We start from the raw sequence: 24,986 nt of genomic DNA, 5'->3' as shown, positions 1-24,986 counted from the left end.
AACTGCGCGCGCCGGGCCGAAATGGGGATTTTTCTTGCCTCCATGGCAATTTCATTCATTAGGACGTAAAAAAGCCGCCTCGTAGGCGGCTTGTGCGGTGGCTGGGGTGCGCTGGCGCGCCTGGGCTGCCACGGCCCGGCCCTGCCAGCTATCGCTGCGTGGTGGTCATCCTGCGCGGCCGGCGCGCGCCTTGGCCGCCTGCTCTTTCTCGTAGTCATCGCGGCAGTCCACATTGCAGAACAGCAGCGCGGGCGCCAGCGCCTCGTCGCAGTAGTGGCAGCAGCCATGCGCCACCAGGGCGGGCCGGCACCGTACAGCAGCCAGGCCGCGCGCCACCTCGGCGAAGATGATCTTGTCGGTGTTGTCGATGTGATCGCTCATGCCGCGCCCTCCCCGCCCGTGGCCAGGTCATACGGGGCGAAGCGCACCACTTCCACGCCGGCCCACTCGTTGATCGCTTCGAACTGCGCCTGCAGCGGCACCAGCTCGTTACGCGCGAAGACGCGCGCGGCCGGTTCGACGGCGCCGAAGCCGCCGGCATTGTTCGGCAAGATGCCCATCAGCTGGGGCGGCACGCGGTGCGCGGCCAGCTGGTCGTCGCGCGTCACGCTCTTGATGTTGAAAAATTCGTCCTTGGCGGCCACGTCCGACACGGGCAGGATCTGGATGCCATCCTTCTTGCCGTTCGGCGCGTACATGAACAGGTTGCGGAAGTTGCCCGGCCCCTTGCTGTCGCGCATGGCCTGGCGCAGGTTGTCCACGTCCTGGGTATTCGCCGCAGCGTCCGTCATGTAGAAGACGAAGCCGGCGTGCGAACCGTTCTTGTAGTACTTGCGGCGGAACAAGGTGGCCGCCTCGTTGAGCCAGGCCGATTGCAGGGCGCTCAGGTACTGCGGCACGCCGTACAGCTCCTGGTTCACGTCCGGCTCCATCAGGTGGAACACGCGGCCCTTGTCGAACTGGTGCACGGCCTGGTAGCCGTTGACGAAATAATAAGTATCCAGATCGACGCCGCGCCGCATGTACTTGGCCAGCGCATGCTGGTACGCCAGCGCCTTGCCGCTGCGGCTGGGCCGGTCTTCCAGGTAGGCGTTGCCAAAGGTCAGGAAGTCCAGGGCCATGCGCTTGAAAGCATCGCGCGACAAATACTTGCTGGGAATCAGGGTGGACGCCAGCACGTTGGCCTTGAAGTGGATGGCGCTGCTGTGGTGCACGCCGGCATTGAAGGACTTGGCCAGGCCGGCCAGGTTGACGGGCGGCTCATACCAGTGGCCGTTCTTCCAGCATTCGAAACAGTCGAGGATATCGGCGTGCTCGAGCACGGGCGTCGGGTCGCCGAAGGAAAACGCCTCGATGCCGGCGGCGGCCGGCGCCGTGGCCGCTGGTGGTGCGCTCTCGGCCTGCCGGCCGCGCAAGTGTCGTGCTTTGCTCAAGAATAAATCTCCATGAAGGATTGGTGGTTGTCGGTGGTGCCTTCGAATGGCTCGTGATCGAGGGCGTGCATGCAGGCCCACGCCAGATCGGCGTGGCCGGTTTCGTCGCTGCGGCCGGCGACATAGGTCACGTGCCGCCCGCTGGGGGTCAGGGTCTTGTGGATGGCCATGAAGGACTGCGCGATATCCGTCCAGCCGGCGCGTCGAACTCCAGCCGGCCCTTGCTGATGATGTTTTTGGCCTTCAAGACCATGCGCGTTTTGACTTCGGGCGAGTAATTCAGGGCCGTCACGGCCGGGAAGAAGCCGCGCACGATCGGCAGCACGCCGATGCCCATGCCCGTGGTATCGATGCCGATGTATTCGACGTTGTAGCGCTGGGTCATCTGGCGGATGGCGTCGGCGTGGTCTTCAAAGCTCTGCCCGCGCCACTGGTGGCGCTCCAGAATGCGGAACTTGCCGCCGGCCGTCATGGGCGGCGCCAGCACGACGCACCCGGCGCTGTCGCCGTTCAAGGCCGGGTCGTAGCCGATCCACACGGGCCGGTTGCCGAACGGGCGCAGGCCCAGCAAGGGCTTGTAGTCGTCCCACTCGACCCAGGAATCGACCATGCAGCGCTGCAGCTCGGCCAGTGGGAAGACCGAGGCCGAGTCGTCAATAAAGTTGCACATCAACAGGTTGTCGAACTGGTCCGGGCTGTATTCGAAGTTGCGCAGCTCGTCGATGTCGAACAGGTTGCAGCCGCCGCGCTCGGCGTCCAGAATGGTGACGATCTGGCGCCAGATCTTGTCCTCACCCGTGAAGCCCGACGACAGGCGGGCGTGGCTCACATCAATATTGACCTGATCGGCCTTGGCGCGGCGCTTGTTGAACAGCTCGCCCGTCCAGAATGGATAGGCCTGGTGCGTGGTCGAGGATGGGGTTGAAAAGTAGGTCTTGCGCCATTTCTTGTGAATGGCCATGCCCGAGGCCACCTTGTTCAACTCCTGAAAATTCTGCGTCCAGAAAAATTCGTCAAAGTAGAAATTGCCGTGGTAACCCTGCGCCGTGCGCGCATTGGTACCCAGGAAATACAGGTGGGCGCCGTTCGGCAGCACGATGGGGTCGCCCGTCAGCTCGATGCCGGCCGCCTCGCGCGCGAATTGCACGATGTATTGCTTGAAGACGTGCGCCTGCGACTTCGACGCGGACAGGAAGATTTGATTGCGGCCCGTCTCCATCGCGTCGGCCAGCGCCTCGCGCGCAAAGTACCAGGTGGCGCCGATCTGCCGGGACTTGAGGATGGCGCGCGTGCGCTGGTCGCCGTTGCGATACCAAACTTTCTGGTAATCGAACAGCGAATCCTGGAAGGCGTCGAGCAGCTGGATTTTCTGCTCTTCGCTGAAATCGTTGCGGGTCGGCTTCTTCTTCGGGCCGGCATTGCGGTTCGCCAGCCTGGGGTTGAGATCGACCTCGTTGCCGCCCGGCTGCTCGTAGCGGCGCACGCGCGCCATCTGCACGATGGTGCGCGCCAGCAAGTCGATTTCCTTGTAGTCGCTGCCGCTCTTGACCTCTTTTTCGATCAGTTTCACCAGGCGCAGCTCGGCCGACGCCTCGACGTGCTCGATGGCCTGCGCCTTGTCCCATTCGTCGCGCTCTTTCCAGCTATTGATGGTGCTGCGCTTGATTCCCAGGTGGCGCGCGATGGACGAAATGCGCCAGCCTTCCAGTACAGAGCGCGCGCGGCGCGGCGTGGCTCGGATTCGGGCACGGCCAGTTCGGCGATTTTCTCTTCGGTTTTTTGTTCAATGACTAGCATGCCGCCAGCGTAGGCCGCGCGCGCGCGGAGCGGGGAAAGGCAAAAGTCGCTATGCCCCATAGCAACCCGCAGCGCATTGAATCGCAGCGCCAAGACGTTGACCATGGCGTTATCCGATCAACCGAGAACGCCCACCATGTCCAAATCGAAATTTTTCCGCGTCGCCACCGAAGGCGCCACCACGGACGGCCGCAACATCGACCGCGCCACCATCGAACAGATCGCCGCCACCTACAACCCGAAGACCTACGGCGCGCGCATCTGGCTCGAGCACATTCGCGGCATCCTGCCCGACAGCCAGTTCAAGGCTTACGGCGACGTGATCGCGGTGAAAGCCGAGGAAGTGAACACGGACAGCGGCAAGAAACTGGCCCTGTTCGCACAGATCGAACCCACGCCGGAACTGGTGGCCATCAACAAGGCGAAACAAAAGCTCTATACCAGCCTGGAAATCCAGCCGGATTTTGCCAACTCGTCGCAGCCCTACCTGGTCGGCCTGGGGGTCACGGACAGCCCCGCCAGCCTGGGCACCGAAGCGCTGCAGTTCTCCGCCGGCCGCAAGCAGCAAAGCACCAACCTGTTTACCTCCGCCGTCGAGGTGACGCTGGAGTTTGAAGAGCAGGGCATCAAGCTGGCCGACGCCGTGAAAAACCTGCTGTCGCGCTTCTCCAATAAATCCGGCGCCGACGCCGCGCAGTTCGCCGACATCAGCGAAGCCGTGCAGGAACTGGCCGGCCACGTCGTCACCGCCAACGACAACTATGCCGATGCCCTCAAGCGCCTCGATGCCGCGGAAAAGGCGCAGAAAGCGACGCAGGACGAGCTGGCCACCTTCAAGGCGCAGATGGACGAAACGCCCGGCAACGGCCCGCGCCGCCCGGCCGCCACCGGCAACGACGGCGCCGTGCAGACCGAGTTCTAAGCGCCCTCGCCCTTTCTTCCCCCCATTCAACAACGGAGCACTGATTTATGAAAAAGCAAACGCGCCAGGTCTTTGGCCAATATGAAACCCGCCTGGGCCAACTGAACGACACGGACAACGTGGCCAAGACCTTCAGCGTCACGCCCAGCGTGCAGCAAAAGCTGGAAACGAAGATGCAGGAATCGAGCGAGTTCCTGTCGAAGGTCAACATCATCGGCGTGACCGAGCAGGAAGGCGAAAAATTGGGCCTGGGCGTGTCTGGCCCGATTGCCGGCCGCACCAACACCAAAGACAAGGAACGCAAGACGCGCGACCTGTCCACCCTGGACGGCACCAAATACCGCTGCGAGCAAACCAACTTCGACACGCATTTGAACTATGCCAAGCTCGACGCCTGGGCCAAGTTCCCCGACTTCCAGTCGCGCGTGGCCAATGCCATCCTGACGCGCCAGGCGCTGGACCGCATCGTCATCGGTTTCAATGGCGTCAAGGTCAAGGCCATGGCTGACACCGATCTGGACGCCAATCCGCTGCTGCAGGACGTCAATAAAGGCTGGCTGCAGCACCTGCGCGAGCTGGCGCCCGAGCGCGTGCTTGGCCTGGTGGCCGCTGGCATGCCGGGCCAGGTCGTCATCGGCGACGTGGACGGCGCCGACTATGCCAACCTCGACGCGGCCGTCATGGATGCCGTCAACCTGCTGGACCCGTGGTATCAGGAAGACACCAATCTGGTGGCCATCGTCGGGCGCAAGCTGTTGAACGACAAGTATTTCCCATTGGTCAACACCAAGCAGGCGCCCATGGAAACCCTGGCGGCCGACATCATCATCAGCCAGAAACGTATCGGCGGCTTGCCAGCGGCGCGCGTGCCGTTCTTCCCGGACAACGCCATCCTCATCACGCGTTTCGACAATCTGTCGATCTATTTCCAGGAAGGCGCGCGCCGCCGCCGCGTCGAGGACGTGCCCAAGCGCGACCGCATCGAAAACTACGAATCGTCCAACGACGCCTACGTGATCGAAGACCTGGGCCTGGCCGCGCTGGTGGAAAACATCGAGCTGAAAGACAAATAATGGCCCATCAATCCCCCGCCCTGCGCCACCGCGCGCGCATGCTGGCCGAGCGCACGGCCGGCGCCGCCGCGCCGCAGGGCGTCACCACCGGCACGGCCTACGACCTGATGCTCTACAAGCTGTCCGACGACCGTCGGCGCCTGAAATCCATCCAGTCGGTCGAACGCAAGATCGAGGTCAAGGCCACCTTGCTGCCGGATTACGCGCAGTGGATCGATGGCGTGCTGGCGGGCGGCAAGGGTGCGCAGGATGACGTCTTTGCCACCCTGCTGGTGTGGCACATCGACACGGGCAAGTACGAGCGCGCCCTGGTCATGGCCGAATACGCGCTGGCGCACAAGTTCACCCTGCCCGACACCTACAGCCGCGACATCGCCACGCTGATGCTGGACGAGTTCGCCGAGGGCTATTTGCACGCAAACTGGCCAGCGATCCGCAGCACGCGGCGCAGGTGCTGGGCACCGTCGAGCAGTTGACGGCCGCCAGCGACGCGCCCGACCAGGCGCGCGCCAAACTGCACAAGGCGATTGGCCTCGCCATGATCGCCGTGCTCGATCAGGCCGACGATACGGACATCGCCCCGGAACTGGTGCAGCAGGCGGAAAACGCCATGGCCCAGCTGAAACGTGCGCGCGCCCTGTCGGAGTCTTGCGGCGTCAAGAAAGATATGGAACGGCTGGAGCGGCGCCTCAAGCGCGCGGCCGGTTCCACGTAAAGAGCATCCCCCGCAGCACGGCGGCACGGGGGGATTCTGGCCGAACCATCGACCTGATGAACCCCGTCCACCGCCCACTTTTGAAAGCGCCCCGTATGTCCTTCATGGCCCTGCCTCCGTCAAACCAGCCTGGCACCACCCCTGCTCCGCCAGCGCCGGCCGCCGGCATCATCGAGAACGACGGCTGGTTTCCCGACATCCTGCTCACACGATATGCGTGACGCCATGCGCCTGGATGGCACCGTCACCGACGCGCGCCTGGTGCAAGCCGTGGTCGATGCCATCCTGCAGGTCAACCGCGAGCTGGCCGACTGGCAGGGCAAGCAGGCCGCTGCCGGAGTCCCTGCCCTGGTCGATGTGCCAGCCACGCGCATCAACCGCGAGTCCCGCTTGCTGGCGCAGTACCGGCGCGCCGTCTACAGCACGGCGAAAGCCGATCTGATCGAGCGTTACCGCGATTACGACAGCACGGCCACGTCCGTCAGCGACAAGAAAAGCATGGAATGGCTGGACGAAGCACCAGGCGCGCAGCGGCGCAATGCACAATGGGCCATCGCGGATATGGTCGGCCGCACGCACCTCACCGTGGAACTGATCTGATGCAGGTGCGCACGCGGCAGCACGACACGGTAGACGCCCTGGTGTGGCGCTACCTGGGCGACGGCGCGGGATACGTCGAGCACACCCTGGAAATGAATCCCACACTGGCGCGCCACGGCGCCGTGCTGCCGGCCGGCCTGGTCGTCACCCTGCCGGAACCTGCCGCCAACGTGGCCGCCGTTGCCGATCTTGTGCAGCTATGGGACTAACTTTTTTTAACAACACCTCTACTTATCCTCATCATGGAGAAACAAGCAATGTCCGCAGAATCGTTTGGTGGTTTCGCCACCCTGGTCAAACTGTACGGCTTCAAGGCGGCGCTGGGCATGGTCGGTGCGGCCATGCTGTACATCGTGCTCCCGCCGCTGAATGCCGACGGCACCTTCAACAAGGGCGAATTCGTCGCCCGCCTGGCCTGCGCGGGCGTGTTCTCGTGCCTCCTGGGCGGCACCGTGTACCAGTTGCTGTGCGCCCAGCTCCCGGCCATCGGCGCCATGGTCAACGCCTCCGCCATCGACCTGATCGTCGGCGCGCCCGGCTGGTGGGTATCGCGCGCCGTGGCCCTGTGGTTCCAGCGGCGCAGCGACAAGGACATCGCCGAGCTGGTCAAAGACGCGAAGGAACACTAATGGCCACCACGGACAATCCACTGATCGCACGCGTCATCGACGCCATCCTGCGCGCCGAAGGTGGCTATGTGAACGACCCGGCAGACAAAGGCGGCGAAACCAATTACGGCATCACCGTGGCGGTGGCGCGCGCCAACGGCTACACGGGGCCGATGCGTGACCTGCCCGTGTCGGTGGCGCACGCGATCTACACGGCCCGCTACATCACGGAACCGAAATTCGACCAGGTGCTGGCCATCCATGTTGGCATCGGCGCCGAAGTGATCGACACGGGCGTGAACATGGGGCCGCACCGCGCAGCCGAGTTCCTGCAGCGCTGGTTGAACGGTTTCAATGACACGGGCGCACGCTATCCCATCCTGGTTGTCGATGGCCACCTGGGCGAACAGTCGCTGGGCGCGTTGGCCGCCTTCCTGAAATGGCGCGGCCAGGACGGCGCCACCGTACTGCTGCGTGCATTGAACGGCCTGCAGGCGGCGCGCTATCTGGAAATCACCGAGGCCAACAAGACCCAGCGCCGTTTTCTGTTCGGCTGGATCAAGGAACGGGTGGCCATGTGACCACGACCACCTGGCGCCCGCTGGCCGCCGTTCTCCTGTGCGGCGCCCTGGCGGGCTGGATGGCGCAGGGCTGGCGCAAGGACGCCAGCATCGCCGAACTGCAGCGGGCGGCCGCCACCAGCAAAACCAATGCCGCCACCGCACTGGCCCAGGCCACCGCCCGCGTGCTGACGCTGGAGCGCGCCGCCGGTGCCGCCCTGGCACAGCGTGCCGACCACCTCACCCAGGAGCAATCCCATGCGAAAACTGAACGTGACCGTTTCAATGCTGACGTGCGCAGCGGCGCTGTGCGCCTGTCAATCCCCGTTGCCAGCGGCCAGTGCCCCGCAACTGCAGATCCCGCCGCTGCCGCAGGCCATCGGCGTGAAGCGCGCGCCGAACTTGACCCGGCGACTGCGGCAGCTCTTGACGCCATTGCCGGCGACGGCGACGACGCCACCCGCCAGCTGAACGCCTGCATCGACGCCTACAACACCGTACGAGACACCTACCATGTACAAACCGAATAGCCTGCGCCAGCACCTGGCCGCCGCCATCCCCGACCTGCAGCGCGACCCCGACCGTCTGCTGGTCTTCGCCGACGAGGGCAACGTGGTGGCGTCGGCCACCGCCTCCCTCTCCTTCGAATACCGCTTCAAGCTTAACCTGATCGTCACCGATTACGCGGGCGACGCCGACGCCATCATGGTGGCCCTGATCGCCTGGCTGAAAGTGCACCAGCTCGACCTGATGGCCAACGAGGAAACCCGCAAGCACGGCATCGCCTTCGAGGTGGATTTTAATAACCATGAAACGGTCGACATTTCCATCAAGCTGGACCTGACCGAGCGCGTGGCCGTCAAGACCGGCGAAGCGGGCCGCCTGGACATCAAGCACCTGGCCGAGATACAGCACATGCCGGCTTATGCGGACGTTCTGGAAACTGTACGACGGCGACACCCTGCTGGCCGAATGGCGCACGCCCGAGGCCACGCCATGAGCGACGACCTGCACGCGCTGGAAGCCTGGGCCGGCGCCCTGCTGGCCAAGCTGCAGCCGGCCCAGCGCCGCGCCATCAATCACAAGGTCGCCATCGACCTGCGCCGCAGCCAGTCGCAACGCATCAAGGCACAGCAGGGGCCGGATGGCACGGCCTACCCGGCGCGCAAGCGGCGCAAGGAGTTCAAGGGGAAGAATGGGAGGATCAAGCGGCAAAAGGCGGCCATGTTTGCCAAGATTCGCACCGCCAAACATCTGAAAGTAAAGGCGACAGGCGACCAGATCGAGGTCGGCTTCTTTGGCTGGGTGGCGCGCGTGGCGCGTGTGCATCAGTTTGGCTTGCAGGAGCGTGTCTCAAAAAACGGTGAAATGTACAGATATGCGCGTCGCTCGTTGCTTGGATTGCCTGATCTCGACAGGACGTTGATCCGCCACTATTTACTGCACCATATCCAAAAATTTTAATGTCAGAAAAACTGACTGACTTTACCTAAAAATTACGCTAGAGTTTATACAAGCACATGGAAGTGATACGGAAACAGTAATTTTCCAGCCCAGAGAATAAATTAGCAAATATACAAATTTAGCACTCCCCATTTCACAACCATAGAATTGAAAAATAAACCATGCCAGATAAAAACAAAGAAATAAAAAACTACCTCCACTATTATATTGAAATGAAAAATAGTCCACAGTATGCAATCATGCTGAAAGGATTATGGGGAAGTGGAAAAACCTGGTTTATAAAAAACTTTATTAAAGAATTAGAAAACAAAAAAATTAAAGTTTTATATATAAGCCTTTATGGCATATCAGAAACATCACAAATTGATGATGAGTTTTTTAAACAATTACATCCATTATTATCATCAAAAGGAACTGAAATTGCGAGTCGAATATTAAAGGGATTCATCAAGGGAACTTTAAAAATCAATCTCGACAACGATCCAAAATCTGATGCGAGAGCAAATATTGGAATACCTGAGCTTAATCTACCTGAATATCTTCGAAACACAAATGGGCATATTCTGGTTTTCGACGACCTAGAGCGCTGTTCACTATCAATATCAGAGGTGCTCGGCTACATAAATTATTTTGTTGAACATGATGGTCAAAAAGTTATCATCCTATGCAATGAAGATGTAATAGCATCATCATTCAGCGATGAAAAATATATCACTGACAGAAGCTATCAAAAAATAAAAGAAAAATTAATCGGAAAAACCTTTCAGATTGAGCCAGATTTCTCTGAAGCAATTAAAACATTCATCAATGAGATTAGTTTGGAAAGCAGCAAAAATTTACTAATAGAACATATCGAAATAATTAAGAAAATTTACATAAATGCAGATTTTAAGAACCTAAGACATCTTCGCCAAGCCATTTTGGATTTCGCACGAATGGTAGAAATTCTGGACATGGCAGTACGAAAAAAAATAGAGTTAATGGAACACCTTTTATCTTTCTTCCTCATTTACTCTTTCGAAATTAAAAGCGGAACCATGCTGCCAAGCCATATAAAATTGATAGGTGGCAGCTTTCCGAAAAAAAATATCACACCATTAGATTTAGATGAGCCGGAAAATTTATATACATACCTCAGTGAAAAATATACTGATGTAAAGATAATGGATGCACTACTTAACTCAACGACATGGGAGTCAGTCTTCAACACAGGACTTTTTGACAGCGAGGAAATTAACCGAGCCTTAAAAAATAGCAGGTACTTCCCAGAAGAAAATAGGCCTGACTGGATTATATTGTGGCATATGCATCATCTATTGGACGATGAGCTTGAAGTGGCAATCAAGAATGTCGAAAAAAGTTTTTTGAAAAAAAATATCCCAAACTTAGGCGAACTCATTCATGCAGTATCGAATTTAATGCGACTTTCAAAGATTGGAGTATATGACAAAGAAAGGACGGAAATAGTAGAGTTAGGCTTAGCAAATGTCCAGCAAATGAAAAACAATGGCACCCTAAGAGAAATGTTTTCCAGTTACATAAAATCTAGAAATAGAACTGGATACGAAAGCCTTGGGTACCACGAAGTTGAAGAACAAGATTTTTCCGACTTTCTAAAGGAAGTTGATGCAATTGGATTTAATTCAATAACTGAAAATTACCCAAATGAAGCACTAGAGATGTTGGAACTTATGGAAACCAACACCAATCAATTTACAACAGAATTAATTCACAACAACTATAAAGCTGCAAAATATGTTGGCATGCCAATTTTATCGTTTATTGACCAAGAAAAATTTGTTCAAGTTTTATTAAAGCTACATCCCAGACAAATTTATCAGGTAGGCCATATGTTTGAGGAGCGATATTCTTCAGAACACTACCGTAGAAAATTAAAAGATGAAAAAGATTGGTTACTTTGCATGGCAAATAAATTAGATATTGTATGTAAAGAAAGAGAACGCAAGATGAGCGGACATGTACTCAAAGGTCTCCGGGATAGTATCTTGGTAGGAGCTAACCTCTTTGCGGAGAATGAAGTTCGGCTCACTTGAAATTTCACATGAGAAATTGACACTACCTCAATTAATACGAGAAACAGCCAATTTCATTATTTAAAAATTATTTATTGAGCTGTATGTGTAAAATCTTTAGTTATTAATAGCTTTATCAACCCGCCCCCGCGTGCATCCGCACGCGGACTTCGGCAACATGCATTGCATGAACGCCGACCTGTCCGACCTCCTCCGCTTGCTACAAAACCTGATCCGCCTGGGCACCATCGCCGAGGTCAAAGGGGCCAAGGCGCGCGTGCGGCTCGGGCCGACCCTCACCACCGAATGGCTGAAGTGGGCCACCCGGCGCGCGGGCAGCACGCGCACCTGGTCGGCGCCCACGGTCGGCGAACAAGTGATCGTCTTTTCTCCGGGCGGCGACCTGACGCGCGGCATCATCCTGCCTGCGCTGTACTCCCAGGAATTTGACGCCCCCGAAACCAGCGACACCATCCACACCACGCATTACCCCGACGGCGCCGTGGTGCAGTACGACCATGCGGCCCACGCCCTGACGGCCCTACTCCCCGGCGGCACGGCCACCATCACCGCCGACAAGGTGACGTCGAACGCACCCAGCACCATCTGCACGGGCGACCTGACCGTCATGAAAAACCTGATCGTCATGCAAGCGGCCACCGTCAACGGCGCCACCGCGCTGAACGGCGGCGTGAACGCCAAGGCCGGCGCCGCTGGCGGCGTGGCCATGGCCGTGCAAGGCACGATCAAAGCCAGCGAGGACGTGCTGGCCGGCGCCATCAGCCTGGCCAAACATGCGCACGGCGGCGTCAAAGCCGGCGGCGACCAGTCGGACGGGCCGCAATCATGATGGGCATGCACGCCGCCACCGGGCGCAGCCTGACGGGCCTGGGCCATCTGCGCCAGTCCGTGACCGACATTCTCACCACGCCGATGGGTTCGCGCATCCGGCGCCGCCGCTATGGCTCCGAAGTGCCCGAGTTGATCGACCAGCCCCTGAACAGCGCCACGCAGTTGCGCATCTATGCCGCCACCGCCTTTGCCTTGCGCCGCTGGGAGCCGCGTTTGCAACTGGCCAGCGTGCAGCTCACGCGCGACACGGACGGCGCCATCGCGCTGCTACTCGATGGCACGGCCAACGGCCAGGGCATCACTCTGGCCGTGCCCGTCAAGCAAGGGGGCGCCGTATGAGCACGCCCATCGACCTGACCCAGTTGCCGGCGCCCAGCGTGGTCGAGGTGCTGGACTTCGAAGCCATCCTGGCCAACCGCAAAGCCCACCTGGTGAGCCTGCTGCCGGAAGCCGAGCGCGCGGCTGTCACGGCCCTGCTGGAGCTGGAATCGGAGCCAGCCACCAAGCTGCTGGAAGAAAATGCGTATCAGGAAACCATCCTGCGCAACCGCGTCAACGAGGCGGGCAAGGCCGTCATGCTGGCCTTTGCCCTCGACGGCGACCTGGACCAGCTGGGCGCCAACGTCAACGTGGCGCGCCTGGTCATCACGCCGGCCAATCCCAACGCGCTGCCGCCCGTGGCCGCCGTCATGGAAGACAACGACGCCTACCGCCTGCGCATCCAGGAAGCACCGGACGGCCTCTCCGTAGCCGGCCCGAAGGCGTCGTATGAATTCCACGCCCGCAGCAGCGATGGCCGCGTCAAGGACGCGAGCGCCACCAGCCCCGCGCCGGCCAGCGTCACCGTCACGGTGCTGGCCAACAACGACACAGGCATCGCCGACGCCGCGCTGCTGGCCACCGTGGCGCGCGCGCTCAACGCCGAGGACGTGCGCCCCCTGGGCGACCGCCTGACGGTGCAAGCCGCCCAGGTCATCGACTACCAGATCGAGGCCACCTTGTTTATCGGCGTCGGCCCGGAAGTGCCGATCCTACTGGACGCCGCGCGCGCCAACGCCGTGCGCGTGTCGCAGCCGCGTCGCCGCTGGGCCATAGCATTTACCGTTCCGCCTGCAGCGCCGCCGTCCACGTCGAGGGCGTGCGCAAGGTCGTCTTGAGCAGCCCGGTGGCGGACATCGAACTGAACGCCACGCAGGCCGCGCGCTGCACGGCCATCAAACTGAACGTGGTGGTGCTCGATGAATAAGACCGTGCCCACCCTGCCGCCCAACAGCACGGCGCTGGAACGCGCCATCGCCGTGGCCTGCGCCGAACTGGTCAACGTGCCCGTGCCGCTGCGCGACCTGTGGAGCGCCGACCGCTGCCCGGTCGCCCTGCTGCCATTCCTGGCCTGGGCCTGTTCCGTTGACCGCTGGGACGACACCTGGCCCGAATCGACCAAGCGCGGCGCCATCAAGGCATCCTATTTCATCCACAAGCACAAGGGCACGATTGCCGCCGTGCGCCGCGTGGTCGAATCCCTGGGCTATTTGATCCGCATCACCGAATGGTGGCAAACCACGCCGCCGGGCGTGCCGGGCACTTTCCGCCTCGCCTCGATGTCGGCGTGCTGGACACGGGCATCACGGACGCCATGTTTCAGGAAATGGAACGCCTGATCGCCGACGCCAAGCCCGTCAGCCGCCACATGACGGGCCTGGCCATTTATCTGGAAAGTCGCGGCAACGTCTACGCGGGCGCTTGTGCGTACCACGGCGACAGCATGACCGTGTATCCCTGGATCGCGGAAACCATCGAAGTGCGCGGCACGCTGTTGCAGGCCGGCGCATCCCATACCATCGACACCCTGACCATCTATCCATGAGCACATACTTTGCCATCCTGACCGAAGTGGGCGAGGCCAAGCTGGCCAACGCCATCGCCCTGGGCCAAACCCTGAAACTGAAAAGCCTGGCCGTGGGCGACGGCAACGGCAATTTGCCCATGCCTGTGCGCACGCAAAAGGCGCTGGTGCACGAGGTGCGCCGCGCGGGCCTGAACCAGCTGACCATCGATCCGGCCAACACCAGCCAGATCATCGTCGAGCAAGTCTTGCCCGAAGACGTGGGCGGCTGGTGGATACGCGAAATCGGCATCTTTGACGAGGCCGGCGACCTGTGCGCGGTGGCCAACTGCCCGCCGAGCTACAAGCCCCTGATGATGGAAGGCAGCGGCCGCACGCAAGTGGTGCGCATCGTGTTGATCGTCGCCAGCACGGCCGCCATCGAACTGAAAATCGACCCGTCCATCATCCTGGCCACGCGCAAGTATGTCGATGACCAGGACATCATTGTGCGCGCCTACAGCGACGCGCAACTGGCCAAGCATCTGGCTGCCGCCGACCCGCACCCGCTGCTGGCGAAGGTCGCCTACGTCGATCAGCAGGACACCAGCGCGCGCAGCTATGGCGACCAGCAACTGGCCAAGCATCAGGCGGCTCTTGATCCGCACCCGCTGCTGGCGAAGGTCACCTACGTCGATCAGCAGGACACCAGCGCGCGCGCCTATGGCGACCAGCAGCTGGCCAAGCATCAGGCTGCCGCCGACCCGCATCCGCTGCTGGCCAAGGTCGTTTATGTCGATCAGCAGGACACCAACGCACGCACTTACGGCGACCAGCAACTAGCCAAGCATCAGGCGGCTCTTGATCCGCACCCGCTCCTGGCGAAGGTCGCCTATGTCGATCAGCAGGACGCCAACGCGCGCACCTATGGCGACCAGCAACTGGCCAAGCATCAGGCGGCTCTTGATCCGCACCCGCTGCTGGCCAAGGTCACCTATGTCGATCAGCAAGACACCAGTGCGCGCGCCTATGGCGACCAGCAACTGGCCAAGCATCAGGCGGCTCCCGATCCGCACCCGCTGCTGGCGAAGGTCGCCTACGTCGATCAGCAGGACACCAGCGCGCGCACCTATGGCGACCAGCAGCTGGCCAAGCACCTGGCTGCCGCTGACCCGCACCCACTGCTGGCCAAGGTCACCTATGTCGATCAACAGGATACCAGCGCACGGGCCTATGGCGACCAGCAACTGGCCAAGCACCTGGCCGCTGCAGATCCGCACCCGCTCCTGGCCAAGGTCGCCGATTTTTCATCAAAGTTGGCTGCAAATAACGGCCACCAAAAACTGCCGGGTAATTTCATCATGCAATTTGGCGATGCCACCGCGACGCCTGCGGGAAGTTTCATTACCTTCGATATCGCCTTCCCTGTGGAGTGCTTCGGCGTCTGTCTCACCGGCGCCAACAACGACGCCGTCAATCGCCTGGGAACCGGCAAGCCAACCAGAACGGGCTTTGCCGCGTACTCGTCCGACTCCACGCCAGCCACCCGTTACATCGCTTTCGGAAAATAATATGACGATCTTTTATTCCAATACCACCCGTGGCTTTTATCCGGCCGCCATGCGTGCCGACTACGAACATGCAGGCACCTGGCCAGCCGATGGCGTCGAGGTCGCGCCCGAGGACGAGGCCATGCTGCGCGAGGCCATCACCGCCGGCGCCACCATCCGCAAGAAATCCGGCGGCAAGTGGAGCATCACCGCGCCACCGCCGCCACCGTTTGCCGTGCTGGCCGCGCCCTACCTGGCCAGCGTGCGCCAGACGCGCGACGCCATCCTCAACCGCCTGGCCGGCATCGGCTTTGCCGCCATGGCCAGCGGCGACGCGGCCACCGCGCAAGCCATCGCCACGGCGCGCACCGGCCTGCTCGACATCACCATCTGCCCAGCGGTCGCCGCCGCGCAGGACATCGAAGCGCTGCAAGCGGCCGTCAGCGCCGAATTCCAGCGCATCGCCGACGCCTTGCCGGACGAGGCGCGGCGCGCCTTCGATGATGCCGGCACAACAGCCCCCCAGTAACGCCTTTTCACCACTCACCAGGAGAGCCACATGGCCACCGACTACCACCATGGCGTGCGCGTCATTGAAATTAACGAGGGTTCGCGCCCCATCCGCACCGTCTCCACGGCCGTGCTGGGCCTGATCGCCACGGCCGACGACGCCGACCCGGCCGCCTTTCCGCTCGACACGCCCGTGCTCGTCACCAACGTGCTGGCCGCCATGGGCAAGGCCGGCAAGACGGGCACCTTGTATCGCGCACTGCAGGCCATCGCCGCGCAGACCAAGCCGCTGACGGTCGTGGTGCGCGTGGCCGAAGGCGAGACGGAAGCGGAAACCACGACCAATGCCGTGGGCGGCGTCTCGCCGGACGGCAAGTACCTGGGCGCCCAGGCGCTGCTGGCCGCGCAAAGCAAGCTGGGCGTGAAACCGCGCATCCTGGGCGCGCCGGGACTGGACGCCCAGGCCGTCACCAACGCCCTGGCCAGCGTGGCGCAGCGCCTGCGCGGCTTCGTGTATGCGTCGGCCTACGGCTGCGCCACCGTCACGGCCGCCACCACCTATCGCGGACAGTTCGGCCAGCGTGAGGTCATGCTCATCTGGCCGGATTTTGTGAACTGGGATACCGCCCTTGATGCCGAGGCCAGCATGTCCGCCGTCGCCTACGCCATGGGCCTGCGCGCCAAGATCGACGAGGAAACGGGCTGGCACAAGACATTGTCGAACGTGGTCGTCAACGGCCCGACCGGCATCACCAAGGATGTGTTTTTCGACCTGCAAGACCCGGCCACCGACGCCGGCGTGCTCAACGCCAAGGAAGTAACCACCCTGATTAACATGGGCGGCTACCGCTTCTGGGGTTCGCGCACCTGCGAGGCGCCGGGCGGCTTCTTCTATTTCGAAAGCTACACGCGCACGGCCCAGGTGCTGGCCGACACCATCGCCGAGGCGCATTTCGCCTATGTCGATGTGCCCCTGCATCCGTCGCTGGTGCGCGATCTGCTGGAAAGCATCAACGCCAAGTTCCGCGACCTGAAATTGCAGGGCTACATCATCGACGGCCATGCCTGGTATGACGAGCAGTACAACGACAAGGCCGGGCTGAAAGACGGCAAGCTGGCCATCGATTACGACTACACGCCCGTGCCGCCGCTGGAAAACCTGAAATTCCAGCAGCGCATTACCGACCGCTACCTGGCCGACTTCGCCTCCCGCATCGCGGCTTAACCATCCCCGTGCCCGCCGCGTGCGGGTGCCACTGACCACTGGAGAACACTATGGGCATGCCCCACAAACTCAAGCAATTCAACGTATTTCAAAACGGCGTCCTGTTCATGGGCATGGTGCCCGAAGTCACCTTGCCCAAGCTCAGCCGCAAGATGGAAGAGTACCGCGCCGGCGGCATGAGCGGCCCCGTGTCCGTCGACTTCGGCAACGAGGCACTGTCGCTGGAATGGAGCGGCGGCGGCCTGATCGCCGAAGCCCTGAAACAGTACGGCGCGCACACGCACGGCGCCGTGCAACTGCGCTTTGCCGGCGCTTACCAGAACGACGATGACGGCAGCGTCGCCGCCGTCGAGGTCGTCGTGCGTGGCCGTTACAAGGAAATCGACATGGGCGCGGCCAAGATGGGCGACGACACCACCCACAAATACACCATGGCTTGCAGCTATTACAAGCTGATGATCGACGGCGCCACCGTCATCGAACTGGACTTCATGAGCGGCACCGAGAACTTTGGCGGCGGCGACACGAATGCGGCCATCCGCAAGGCCATCGGCCTGTAATCCCCTTTTTTACTGACCACCCCACCACAAGGAACACAGCATGAACAACGATACCCAAAACCAAGCCGTCATCGAACTGGACGAGCCAATCAAGCGCGGCGACAGCTTCATCACTTCGCTGACCGTGCGCAAGCCCAAGGCGGGCGCCCTGCGCGGCATTTCCCTGATCGAGCTGGCCAACCTGAACGTGTCGGCCCTGCAGATCGTCCTGCCGCGCATCACCGAGCCGACCCTGACCGCGCACGACATCGCCAACATGGACCCGGCCGACCTGCTGGCCGTGGGCGCCGAGGTTGCCGGTTTTTTGGCGAGCAAAGCCGATCGCCTTTCGGTATCCCCGGCGAAGTAGAAGACGCCATGGCCGACATTGCCGGCGTCTTCCATTGGACGCCGGCAGCGATGGACGGTTTTACGATTGATGAACTGATGGCCTGGCGCGAACGCGCCCGGCAGCGAAGCGGAGCGGAATAGATGGCTGGTCGGGATCTGAAATTACAGGTGGTATTTGCAGCGCTGGACAAGATTACCGGCCCGCTGAAAAAGATCATGGGCGGTTCCAGCGAGACGGCCAAGGCATTGAAGGCGACCAGCGACCGCTTGCGCGAGCTGAATGCCCAGCAACGAAACCTGGGGAAATTCCGCGAACTGCATAGCGGTATTCGAACAACGGGGGTTGAGCTGAAAGAAGCTCAAAAGAAAGTAAAAGAGCTGGCCGCAAGCATAAAACAGACCGAGTCTCCTACACGCGCCATGACGCGTGATTTGAAGGCGGCGACGAAGGTCACGCAGGCCTTGACGCTGAAAGGTCGAGAACAGAGCCAGCAATTCCGCGTCCTGCGCACCTGCCTGAAAGACGCCGGCATCGACACGCGTCAGCTGGGCAAGGCGCAGGAGTGGTTGAAAAACAGCATCCAGCTGACGAACGTTGAGCTTGCCTCGCAACAAAAGCGCCTGGCCGCCTCCGCCGCCAAGCAGCAGCGCGTCACCAATGCCACCCAGCACGCCGACAAGCTGCGTAGCAAAGCGGGCAGCATTGCCATGGCCGGCGCTGGCGCGACTGCCGCCGGCGCCGTGGTGGCCGCGCCCGTCGTCAAGGGGCTACACGAAGCGAAACACTACGAAATTGAAACGGCGCGCATCCGTGCGCTGGGTACGCGCACGGCCAAGGAAAAAGAACACGCGATTGCGTTTGCGAAGGAACTCAAGACGTATGGCGTTAGCCAGCTGGAAAAGACGGAAATGATCCGAGATTCAATTTCCATCTTTGCAGACGGACACCATGCTGAAATGGCTTTGCCCAGCTTGGCAAAAATGAAGTTCATCAACGATACCCTCTATCCAGATTCCGCTGGGGAACGCAATGCGCAGTTGTTTGCTATGCAAAAGGTCATTGAGTTACGCGGCAATGCTGGATCAGTCGAGGCATTCAAGAAGGATGCTGATCGCATTCAAAAAATCATTGCTGCGACAGGCGGGCGAGTAAGTGGCGAAGAATGGCGTCAATTCACGATTCGTAGCGGCGTGGCGGGTAAAGGTTTGACCGACAACGCGTTTTTCAATCAGATGGAACCCATGTTGCAGGAGTTGGGCGGATCGACAGCCGGTGTCGGCTTCCGCTCGCTGTACAACAACATTGTCCAGGGACGCGCCACTCAACGCTCGGCCAGGGAAATGCAAGCTCTTGGCCTGTTGAATGGCACGCACATCAAGTACGACAAGGTGGGGCAAATTAAATACATTCAGGCTGGCGCGCTGCTGGAAGGCGAACTGTTCCAAAAAAGTCCATTGGACTGGGTAGAAAAAGTTTTCCTGCCTAAGCTGGCTGCGAAAGGAATTACAGACGAAGATGCAATTAACAGCAAAATTGGCACCCTCATTTCCAATAGCAACGGTGCTGCCTTCTTGATGCGCGTGGTTGGCCAGCGCTTGCAAATGCGAAAGAGTGAGCGCCTCAATCAGAACACCGAAGGCATGGACAAGTTACACGACCGCGCGCGCGCGGTAGGCGCTGGTGCAGAACACGAAGCCCATGCCAAGCTTTCCGACCTGAAGCTGGTCATGGGAAAAAAAATTCTGCCCATGTACACGCAAGCGCTTGAAATGGCGATTGCGGCGTTCACGCGCCTGAACGGTTTCATGGAACGCAACCCGACCGTGGCCAAGCTCATGATTACCGCCTTTGCCGTGCTGGCCGGCCTGCTGCTGGTGCTGGGGCCGCTGATGCTGGGCATTGCCGCCATGATCGGCCCGTATGCCATGCTGCACGTCATGTTCGCCAAGATGGGCGTGACGGGCGGCGTGCTCACGCCCATCCTGCGCAAGCTGGGCGGCGCTTTCATGTGGGCCGGCCGCGCCGTGCTGTGGCTGGGCCGCGCTCTTCTGATGAACCCGATTGGCATCGCCATCACGGTCATTGCCGGCGCCGCCTTCCTGATCTACAAATACTGGGAGCCGATCAAGGCTTTCTTTGGCGGCCTGTGGTCAGACGTCATGGAGGCCTTTGCCGGCGGCTTTACCGGCATCAATAGCCTGATCGCCGACTGGTCGCCGCTGGGCCTGTTCTATCGCGCCTTCGCGGGCGTGCTGGGCTGGTTCGGTGTTGCGCTGCCGGCCAGGTTCACCGACTTTGCCGCCAGCATCCGGGGCCGCTTTGCCAAGGGACTCGCGCCGCTGGCCGGCTTCTTTAGCGGCATCTGGTCGCACATCAAGACAGCATTTGCAGGCGGCATAGGCGGCGTCAGCGCCCTGATCGTCAACTGGTCGCCGCTGGGCCTGTTCTATCGCGCCTTCGCGGGCGTGCTGGGCTGGTTCGGCATCGTGCTGCCGGCCAAGTTCACCGACTTCGGCGCCAGCATTCTGCAACGCATCACCGCATCCTGGGCGCCCATTTCCGCCTTCTTTGCCGACATCTGGTCGCGCCTGCGCACGGTCTGTGCCGGCGGCATGGGCAGCATCACGGCCCTGATTATCAACTGGTCGCCGGTCGGCGTGTTCTACCAGGCGTTCGCGGGTGTCATGAGCTGGTTCGGCATCGAGCTGCCGGCCAAATTTACCGAGTTCGGCGCCAACATCCTGCGCGGCCTGGTCAACGGCATCACCGGTTCCATGGGCGCCGTCAAGGACGCCATCAGCGATGCCGGTTCCAACACCATTGCCTGGTTCAAGGAAAAGCTGGGCATCCACAGCCCGAGCCGCGTGTTTGCCCAGCTTGGCGACTACACCATGCAAGGCTTGGCCGTGGGCCTGGATCGCAGCGAGGGCGCGCCGATTGCCAAGGTTTCGGGGCTGGCGCAGCGCCTGACGCAATTGGGCGCCGGCATTGCCATCGGCACGGCCACCGCCTTGCCGGCCAGCGCCGTCGATACGCGCGCCCCGCTGGCCCAGGGCGGGTTCGGCGCCGGCATGACGATTCAAGGCGACAAGATCGAAATCACCTTCCACGTGCAGGCCGGCACCGATCCCCAGGCCATCGCGCGCGCCGTGAGCGTGGCGCTCGATCAGCGCGACCGCGAAAAAGCGGCACGCATCCGCTCGTCCCTGCGCGACCACGATTAAGAAAGAATAACCACCATGATGATGATTTTAGGAATGTTCGTGTTCAGCCTGCCGACCCTGGCCTATCACGAGCTGCAGCGGCAAACGGAATGGAAGCACGCCAGCACGGCCCGCGTGGGCTTGCGCGACGCGCACCAGTATGTGGGGCCCGGCGACGACACCATTACCCTGTCGGGCTGGGTAGCGCCGGAACTGACCGGCTCACTGTATTCGCTCGATGCGCTGCGCATGATGGCCGACACGGGGAAATCGTGGATTCTGATCCAGGGCACGGGCCGCATTCTCGGCTCGTACCGCATCACCAGCATGACGGAAGGCCGCTCCATCCTGGACGGCAGCGGTGGCGCGCGGCGCGTCGAGTTCTCGATTGCGCTCAAGCGCGATGACGACGGCGTGCTGGCCATGCTTGGCCTGGGCGACATCGGCGACCTGAAAAACATGCTCAGCATCGACGGCATGACCAGCAGCATTGCCGGCGCGGCCAGGAATGCCGTGGGCAGCGTGGTCGGCAACGTGGTCGGCGGCATCACCTCGAAATACGGCGGCGTGGTCAGCGAGATGAAAGACAAGATCGGCGGCAGCATCAGCGGCGCCATCGGCAGCGCGGCGGACAAGTTCAAATGAGCGAGCATATCCCCGCCTTCCGCGTCACCATCGAGGACAAGGACATCACCGCCATCGTCTCGCCACGCCTCATCAACCTGACCCTGACCTTGTGCCGAGGCGACGAGAGCGACCAGCTCGACATTGCGCTGGACGACAGCGACGGCAAGCTGGCCATGCCGCCGCGCGGCGCGCAGATAGAACTGGCGCTGGGCTGGCAAGCGTCCGGCCTGGTCGAGATGGGCAAGTTCACCGTCGACGAGGTGGAGCACAGCGGCGCGCCCGACACCATCACCCTGCGCGCCAGGTCGGCCAACCTGATCGACACCTTCAAGCAGCAACAGGAACACAGCTTTCACAAGACCACCCTGGGCGCCATCATCGAGGCCATCGCCTTTCGCAACGAGCTGGCGTCGGGCGTGTCGACGCGCCTGCGCGACACGGCCATCGAGCACATCGACCAGACCCACGAAAGCGATGCGGCCTTCCTGCGCCGGCTGGGCAGGAAATACGACGCGGTGGCCACCGTCAAGAACGACACTTTGCTCTTCATCCCCATCAACCAGAGCCGCACCGCTAGCGGCAAGGCGCTGCCCGTCATCCCCATCACGCGCGCCCTGGGCGACGGCCACCGCTACCACAGCGCCGAGAGCGACGCCTACACGGGCGTGCGCGCCTTCTGGCACGACGAGCGCTACGCGCGCCGCCGCAGCGTCGTGGCCGGCGTGCTCGGCAACAGCAAGCGCCTGCGCACCACCTTCGCCAACGAAACCGACGCGCGCGCGGCGGCCGTGGCCGAATGGCAGCGCATCCTGCGCGGCCTGGCCACCTTCGAAATGAGCTTGGCACTGGGCAATCCGGCAGTGTTCCCGCAATCGCCCGTCACCGTGCAAGGCTTCAAGCCCGAGATCGACGCCACCGACTGGCTATCGGTCAAGGTCACGCACAGCCTGGGCGGCAACGGCTTTACCACACGCGTGGAGTTTGAGACGAAAACGGAAGCGGTCGAGGCCGAGCGCGAGGACGAGAAAGACCCGGACGAAGGCATCACGGGCGTGGTGGCCAAGTGGAAGGACGTCGCGGCGAAGAAGAAAAAAACGGGGCAGGAGCAGGCCGGCGCCAAAGGCCAGCTCAAGACGCTGGAGCATGTTTACAAAAGTAAGCAGGCCGCCAAGCGGGCGGCGCTGCATGCGTGGAAGCATATCGAAGAAGTGCGCGACATTATCAAGGAGAATATCGAAGAACCGTGAAAGCCTACGCAAGCCGTTGCCTGCAGAAATGCAGGCAATAAAGTACTGGATTTACCCTCCGTCAGCGGCTGCGTGCCCAAAAAAAGCACCTTGACTTAGTACTAAGTTATTGCTGGGGAATTGCTATTAATAATATTAAATAAGCAATATTTAAATCGCCATTTTTTAATACCACGAAACGATCGATCAATAATTTATGTTCCGTCTCAAAATATAAGGGCAGCTTAATTTACATGTCGTAAGCACGTGTTTATTGGTCTTCGTAACCATCTGATCTCAAATCAAAATGAGCCCGCCAGATGTCTGCTCTAATAGAAGAAACTGAATTCAGCCCGCCAGCGTCAACCATTTCATTATTCAACGTATATCCAACTTGATTCAGATAAGATGTCGTGAAAAATTGCAAAGGAAGCGCCATCGAGTCGTCGCACGACATCAGTACATTCATGAAGGAAGTATAAGGATCATGATGCGGCGTCGATTCCAAAATATCATATGGCGAAAAAACAACAATAAATTTTCCTGGAACGCAAATAGCGGCTGGAAGCTGATCGACATGCGTGATTCCTAACTGTATCTGCAATTCCTTGTTGTCGAAAGCTGCAAAAAGAGTCTTCACATCAAAGCTAGCACCATAACCAAAAACTCCACAGAATGCTTTCCGTCCCTCTTTTGGTTCATTGTCAGCAACAGATTTTATATTTTTAAACGCATCCACGACTGTTCCAGCCCACCGATATGGTTTTTGACCTACCCTATGGATTGGGAATGCATCCAGATCGTCGCCCTCTTTAAATTGTTGCTTATAAAAAGTTAGATCACTCTTAATCTCGATAGCGGCATACAGTTGCGCCGGACAGATAATGACGTAGTCGTCAGTTTTGAGTTCAAGATGTCTCTTGCTCCCATCATATACTAAGCAATCAATTTGACGACTACTCCGCGACGAGATTTCTCCTTGTATTGCATCATTAGCAGAAATGAATCCGGTACCCATAGAAAGTTGACTAGGTGTAAAATCTTTTAGGTACTGGCGAAGACGACTTTCTCTGAAGGTTCCCAGCGACGTCGGATGGTTTGTAAATAGTGAAATTTTTTCAAAATCCAATAAAATCTTGGCTTGCTCAATTTCATAGAATCTTTTTACGGTATTTTTCTTCATGTAATGCTTTGCAATTCCCCAACTAGTGGCATTGAATTTTCCCGGAAACGGAGTTCGATAAGACGTGTAAATTTTTTCGTAGTCGTACGTCTGCTGTTAGCTACTTCCTTCAAGTATGTATTAGATACCACCAAATCGCCTTTCAGCAATTTTCAGATAGCATGCTAGGTGAGCAGTCCGTTTTGTAACGCATACCAACCTCGGCAAACATTGCATCAACTCCCGCTTCTAAAGCCGCTAGAGTTGGCCGGTCAACGAGCGAAATTTTCGCAATCGTTCCATTACGATTCATTGGATACGCGAGATCTGAAAACGCTAAATCTCGCTTACGCTTTGTGCCAATCCAATACGATATTACGACCGTGCTGGGCTGCCCATTCCAGTCGTAAAACACATCGTAGGAAGCCACTTTGAAACGGCCAAGCGCGCGTTTTTCAACACGGCTGAGAACCTCCTGGACAGTCTTGCCGTCTGCAGTCTTATGCGCTTTCACTGCGCTAATCCACTGCCGCTCTTCAACAGATGAAAGAGGTACAGTTTTCGCCGCTGAATTTGCCAGAACAGGAACTGACAGCGTCAAGGCTGCCGAAAATAGGTAAGTTAATCTTTGCATAGTCTTCGTGAAACGCGTACCGGCTCAATACGGCCAGCAACCTGCGAATCGGAGGATAACATTCAGACCACCGCAAAAA

28 protein-coding genes and 2 pseudogenes are annotated in these 24,986 nt (G+C 59.8%); 25 read left to right on the top strand and 5 right to left on the bottom strand.

Translation table 11 applies throughout. The annotated features are described in order from the left end of the window. Positions 1-165: 165 nt before the first annotated feature. From ACQVLG_RS16380 to ACQVLG_RS16370, 3 genes and pseudogenes are all read right to left on the bottom strand, one after another. Positions 166-381 carry a hypothetical protein gene (locus ACQVLG_RS16380; RefSeq protein WP_474290187.1) on the bottom strand — a complete coding sequence of 72 codons (216 nt, stop codon included), beginning with the start codon at positions 379-381 and terminating at the stop codon, positions 166-168. After that, the gene (locus tag ACQVLG_RS16375) at positions 378-1,433 is read right to left on the bottom strand and encodes a phage portal protein (RefSeq protein ID WP_474290185.1); all 1,056 of its coding nucleotides are present in this window, start codon (positions 1,431-1,433) and stop codon (positions 378-380) included. The genes ACQVLG_RS16380 and ACQVLG_RS16375 overlap by 4 nt, the downstream gene beginning before the upstream one ends. Then, positions 1,430-3,230: pseudogene (locus ACQVLG_RS16370) on the bottom strand (terminase ATPase subunit family protein). Before ACQVLG_RS16370 ends, ACQVLG_RS16375 begins: the two are co-directional and overlap by 4 nt. 136 nt (positions 3,231-3,366) lie before the next feature. Here ACQVLG_RS16370 and ACQVLG_RS16365 point away from each other — a divergent pair. From ACQVLG_RS16365 to ACQVLG_RS16245, 25 genes and pseudogenes are all read left to right on the top strand, one after another. Then, the gene (locus ACQVLG_RS16365; RefSeq protein ID WP_474290184.1) at positions 3,367-4,152 is read left to right on the top strand and encodes a GPO family capsid scaffolding protein; all 786 of its coding nucleotides are present in this window, start codon (positions 3,367-3,369) and stop codon (positions 4,150-4,152) included. Positions 4,153-4,199: 47 nt separating this feature from the next. Further along, positions 4,200-5,225 carry a phage major capsid protein, P2 family gene (locus ACQVLG_RS16360; protein ID WP_474290183.1) on the top strand — a complete coding sequence of 342 codons (1,026 nt, stop codon included), beginning with the start codon at positions 4,200-4,202 and terminating at the stop codon, positions 5,223-5,225. After that, positions 5,225-5,701: a phage terminase small subunit gene (locus tag ACQVLG_RS16355; RefSeq protein ID WP_474290181.1), complete on the top strand. Its 477-nt coding sequence runs from the start codon at positions 5,225-5,227 to the stop codon at positions 5,699-5,701. The genes ACQVLG_RS16360 and ACQVLG_RS16355 overlap by 1 nt, the downstream gene beginning before the upstream one ends. Further along, complete coding sequence (locus tag ACQVLG_RS16350) at positions 5,677-5,940, top strand: hypothetical protein (protein ID WP_474290180.1); 264 nt, start codon at positions 5,677-5,679, stop codon at positions 5,938-5,940. Before ACQVLG_RS16355 ends, ACQVLG_RS16350 begins: the two co-directional genes overlap by 25 nt. Positions 5,941-6,035: 95 nt before the next feature. After that, positions 6,036-6,540: pseudogene (locus tag ACQVLG_RS16345) on the top strand (head completion/stabilization protein). Then, complete coding sequence (locus ACQVLG_RS16340) at positions 6,540-6,749, top strand: tail protein X (protein WP_474290178.1); 210 nt, start codon at positions 6,540-6,542, stop codon at positions 6,747-6,749. The pseudogene ACQVLG_RS16345 and the gene ACQVLG_RS16340 overlap by 1 nt, the downstream one beginning before the upstream one ends. A gap of 48 nt (positions 6,750-6,797) precedes the next feature. After that, positions 6,798-7,169, top strand: coding sequence for a hypothetical protein (locus ACQVLG_RS16335; protein ID WP_070224671.1), 372 nt, complete (start codon positions 6,798-6,800; stop codon positions 7,167-7,169). Beyond that, positions 7,169-7,729, top strand: coding sequence for a glycoside hydrolase family 108 protein (locus ACQVLG_RS16330; protein WP_474290176.1), 561 nt, complete (start codon positions 7,169-7,171; stop codon positions 7,727-7,729). The genes ACQVLG_RS16335 and ACQVLG_RS16330 overlap by 1 nt, the downstream gene beginning before the upstream one ends. Further along, complete coding sequence (locus ACQVLG_RS16325; RefSeq protein ID WP_474290174.1) at positions 7,726-8,238, top strand: lysis system i-spanin subunit Rz; 513 nt, start codon at positions 7,726-7,728, stop codon at positions 8,236-8,238. The genes ACQVLG_RS16330 and ACQVLG_RS16325 overlap by 4 nt, the downstream gene beginning before the upstream one ends. Next, on the top strand, positions 8,222-9,172 hold the full coding sequence (locus tag ACQVLG_RS16320; RefSeq protein ID WP_474290173.1) for a phage virion morphogenesis protein: 951 nt from the start codon (positions 8,222-8,224) through the stop codon (positions 9,170-9,172). The genes ACQVLG_RS16325 and ACQVLG_RS16320 overlap by 17 nt, the downstream gene beginning before the upstream one ends. Before the next feature lie 161 nt (positions 9,173-9,333). Continuing rightward, positions 9,334-11,226 carry a P-loop NTPase fold protein gene (locus ACQVLG_RS16315; protein ID WP_474290171.1) on the top strand — a complete coding sequence of 631 codons (1,893 nt, stop codon included), beginning with the start codon at positions 9,334-9,336 and terminating at the stop codon, positions 11,224-11,226. Between the two features lie 130 nt (positions 11,227-11,356). Beyond that, positions 11,357-12,055, top strand: a complete 699-nt coding sequence (locus tag ACQVLG_RS16310) for a phage baseplate assembly protein V (protein WP_474290170.1) — start codon at positions 11,357-11,359, stop codon at positions 12,053-12,055. After that, the gene (locus ACQVLG_RS16305) at positions 12,052-12,396 is read left to right on the top strand and encodes a GPW/gp25 family protein (protein WP_474290168.1); all 345 of its coding nucleotides are present in this window, start codon (positions 12,052-12,054) and stop codon (positions 12,394-12,396) included. Before ACQVLG_RS16310 ends, ACQVLG_RS16305 begins: the two co-directional genes overlap by 4 nt. Then, positions 12,393-13,214 (top strand): baseplate J/gp47 family protein, encoded by an 822-nt coding sequence (locus ACQVLG_RS16300; protein WP_474290166.1) that lies wholly within the window; start codon positions 12,393-12,395, stop codon positions 13,212-13,214. Before ACQVLG_RS16305 ends, ACQVLG_RS16300 begins: the two co-directional genes overlap by 4 nt. A gap of 81 nt (positions 13,215-13,295) precedes the next feature. Further along, positions 13,296-13,715 carry a phage tail protein I gene (locus ACQVLG_RS16295; protein WP_474290165.1) on the top strand — a complete coding sequence of 140 codons (420 nt, stop codon included), beginning with the start codon at positions 13,296-13,298 and terminating at the stop codon, positions 13,713-13,715. Then, a complete protein-coding gene (locus tag ACQVLG_RS16290; RefSeq protein ID WP_474290164.1) occupies positions 13,691-13,921 on the top strand; it encodes a hypothetical protein in 231 nt (76 codons plus the stop codon). The genes ACQVLG_RS16295 and ACQVLG_RS16290 overlap by 25 nt, the downstream gene beginning before the upstream one ends. Continuing rightward, positions 13,918-15,450, top strand: a complete 1,533-nt coding sequence (locus ACQVLG_RS16285) for a phage tail-collar fiber domain-containing protein (protein ID WP_474290162.1) — start codon at positions 13,918-13,920, stop codon at positions 15,448-15,450. Before ACQVLG_RS16290 ends, ACQVLG_RS16285 begins: the two co-directional genes overlap by 4 nt. Position 15,451: 1 nt before the next feature. Next, positions 15,452-15,958: a hypothetical protein gene (locus ACQVLG_RS16280; protein WP_474290161.1), complete on the top strand. Its 507-nt coding sequence runs from the start codon at positions 15,452-15,454 to the stop codon at positions 15,956-15,958. Between the two features lie 30 nt (positions 15,959-15,988). After that, complete coding sequence (locus ACQVLG_RS16275) at positions 15,989-17,164, top strand: phage tail sheath protein (RefSeq protein ID WP_474290160.1); 1,176 nt, start codon at positions 15,989-15,991, stop codon at positions 17,162-17,164. A gap of 50 nt (positions 17,165-17,214) precedes the next feature. After that, a complete protein-coding gene (locus ACQVLG_RS16270) occupies positions 17,215-17,724 on the top strand; it encodes a phage major tail tube protein (RefSeq protein WP_474290159.1) in 510 nt (169 codons plus the stop codon). A 40-nt stretch (positions 17,725-17,764) separates the two neighbouring features. Further along, entirely contained in the window at positions 17,765-18,073 is a 309-nt protein-coding gene (locus ACQVLG_RS16265) for a phage tail assembly protein (protein WP_070346127.1), read from the top strand. 8 nt (positions 18,074-18,081) lie between these two features. Beyond that, a complete protein-coding gene (locus ACQVLG_RS16260; protein ID WP_071650284.1) occupies positions 18,082-18,195 on the top strand; it encodes a GpE family phage tail protein in 114 nt (37 codons plus the stop codon). Continuing rightward, positions 18,196-21,279, top strand: coding sequence for a phage tail tape measure protein (locus ACQVLG_RS16255; protein WP_474290157.1), 3,084 nt, complete (start codon positions 18,196-18,198; stop codon positions 21,277-21,279). A 15-nt stretch (positions 21,280-21,294) separates the two neighbouring features. Beyond that, the gene (locus ACQVLG_RS16250; protein WP_474290155.1) at positions 21,295-21,903 is read left to right on the top strand and encodes a phage tail protein; all 609 of its coding nucleotides are present in this window, start codon (positions 21,295-21,297) and stop codon (positions 21,901-21,903) included. Next, positions 21,900-23,132, top strand: coding sequence for a phage late control D family protein (locus ACQVLG_RS16245; RefSeq protein ID WP_474290154.1), 1,233 nt, complete (start codon positions 21,900-21,902; stop codon positions 23,130-23,132). Before ACQVLG_RS16250 ends, ACQVLG_RS16245 begins: the two co-directional genes overlap by 4 nt. Positions 23,133-23,382: 250 nt before the next feature. Here the strand turns inward: ACQVLG_RS16245 and ACQVLG_RS16240 are convergent, their stop codons facing one another. Then, positions 23,383-24,294, bottom strand: a complete 912-nt coding sequence (locus ACQVLG_RS16240; RefSeq protein WP_474290152.1) for a DUF6602 domain-containing protein — start codon at positions 24,292-24,294, stop codon at positions 23,383-23,385. Positions 24,295-24,436: 142 nt separating this feature from the next. After that, the gene (locus ACQVLG_RS16235) at positions 24,437-24,874 is read right to left on the bottom strand and encodes a hypothetical protein (protein WP_474290150.1); all 438 of its coding nucleotides are present in this window, start codon (positions 24,872-24,874) and stop codon (positions 24,437-24,439) included. Between the last annotated feature and the right edge of the window lie 112 nt (positions 24,875-24,986).

Source organism: Janthinobacterium sp. TPC_1 (genome assembly GCF_056037845.1).
This window is presented reverse-complemented; position numbering and strand designations above follow the sequence as displayed.

Bases quoted from the DNA above. Each gene is read 5' to 3' on its own strand.
- ACQVLG_RS16380 (WP_474290187.1), bottom strand. From the start codon at position 381: ATGAGCGATCACATCGACAACACCGACAAGATCATCTTCGCCGAGGTG.
- ACQVLG_RS16365 (WP_474290184.1), top strand. From the start codon at position 3,367: ATGTCCAAATCGAAATTTTTCCGCGTCGCCACCGAAGGCGCCACCACG.
- ACQVLG_RS16360 (WP_474290183.1), top strand. From the start codon at position 4,200: ATGAAAAAGCAAACGCGCCAGGTCTTTGGCCAATATGAAACCCGCCTG.
- ACQVLG_RS16355 (WP_474290181.1), top strand. From the start codon at position 5,225: ATGGCCCATCAATCCCCCGCCCTGCGCCACCGCGCGCGCATGCTGGCC.
- ACQVLG_RS16340 (WP_474290178.1), top strand. From the start codon at position 6,540: ATGCAGGTGCGCACGCGGCAGCACGACACGGTAGACGCCCTGGTGTGG.
- ACQVLG_RS16335 (WP_070224671.1), top strand. From the start codon at position 6,798: ATGTCCGCAGAATCGTTTGGTGGTTTCGCCACCCTGGTCAAACTGTAC.
- ACQVLG_RS16330 (WP_474290176.1), top strand. From the start codon at position 7,169: ATGGCCACCACGGACAATCCACTGATCGCACGCGTCATCGACGCCATC.
- ACQVLG_RS16320 (WP_474290173.1), top strand. From the start codon at position 8,222: ATGTACAAACCGAATAGCCTGCGCCAGCACCTGGCCGCCGCCATCCCC.
- ACQVLG_RS16315 (WP_474290171.1), top strand. From the start codon at position 9,334: ATGCCAGATAAAAACAAAGAAATAAAAAACTACCTCCACTATTATATT.
- ACQVLG_RS16305 (WP_474290168.1), top strand. From the start codon at position 12,052: ATGATGGGCATGCACGCCGCCACCGGGCGCAGCCTGACGGGCCTGGGC.
- ACQVLG_RS16300 (WP_474290166.1), top strand. From the start codon at position 12,393: ATGAGCACGCCCATCGACCTGACCCAGTTGCCGGCGCCCAGCGTGGTC.
- ACQVLG_RS16295 (WP_474290165.1), top strand. From the start codon at position 13,296: ATGAATAAGACCGTGCCCACCCTGCCGCCCAACAGCACGGCGCTGGAA.
- ACQVLG_RS16290 (WP_474290164.1), top strand. From the start codon at position 13,691: ATGTTTCAGGAAATGGAACGCCTGATCGCCGACGCCAAGCCCGTCAGC.
- ACQVLG_RS16285 (WP_474290162.1), top strand. From the start codon at position 13,918: ATGAGCACATACTTTGCCATCCTGACCGAAGTGGGCGAGGCCAAGCTG.
- ACQVLG_RS16280 (WP_474290161.1), top strand. From the start codon at position 15,452: ATGACGATCTTTTATTCCAATACCACCCGTGGCTTTTATCCGGCCGCC.
- ACQVLG_RS16275 (WP_474290160.1), top strand. From the start codon at position 15,989: ATGGCCACCGACTACCACCATGGCGTGCGCGTCATTGAAATTAACGAG.
- ACQVLG_RS16270 (WP_474290159.1), top strand. From the start codon at position 17,215: ATGGGCATGCCCCACAAACTCAAGCAATTCAACGTATTTCAAAACGGC.
- ACQVLG_RS16265 (WP_070346127.1), top strand. From the start codon at position 17,765: ATGAACAACGATACCCAAAACCAAGCCGTCATCGAACTGGACGAGCCA.
- ACQVLG_RS16260 (WP_071650284.1), top strand. From the start codon at position 18,082: ATGGCCGACATTGCCGGCGTCTTCCATTGGACGCCGGCAGCGATGGAC.
- ACQVLG_RS16255 (WP_474290157.1), top strand. From the start codon at position 18,196: ATGGCTGGTCGGGATCTGAAATTACAGGTGGTATTTGCAGCGCTGGAC.
- ACQVLG_RS16250 (WP_474290155.1), top strand. From the start codon at position 21,295: ATGATGATGATTTTAGGAATGTTCGTGTTCAGCCTGCCGACCCTGGCC.
- ACQVLG_RS16245 (WP_474290154.1), top strand. From the start codon at position 21,900: ATGAGCGAGCATATCCCCGCCTTCCGCGTCACCATCGAGGACAAGGAC.
- ACQVLG_RS16240 (WP_474290152.1), bottom strand. From the start codon at position 24,294: ATGAAGAAAAATACCGTAAAAAGATTCTATGAAATTGAGCAAGCCAAG.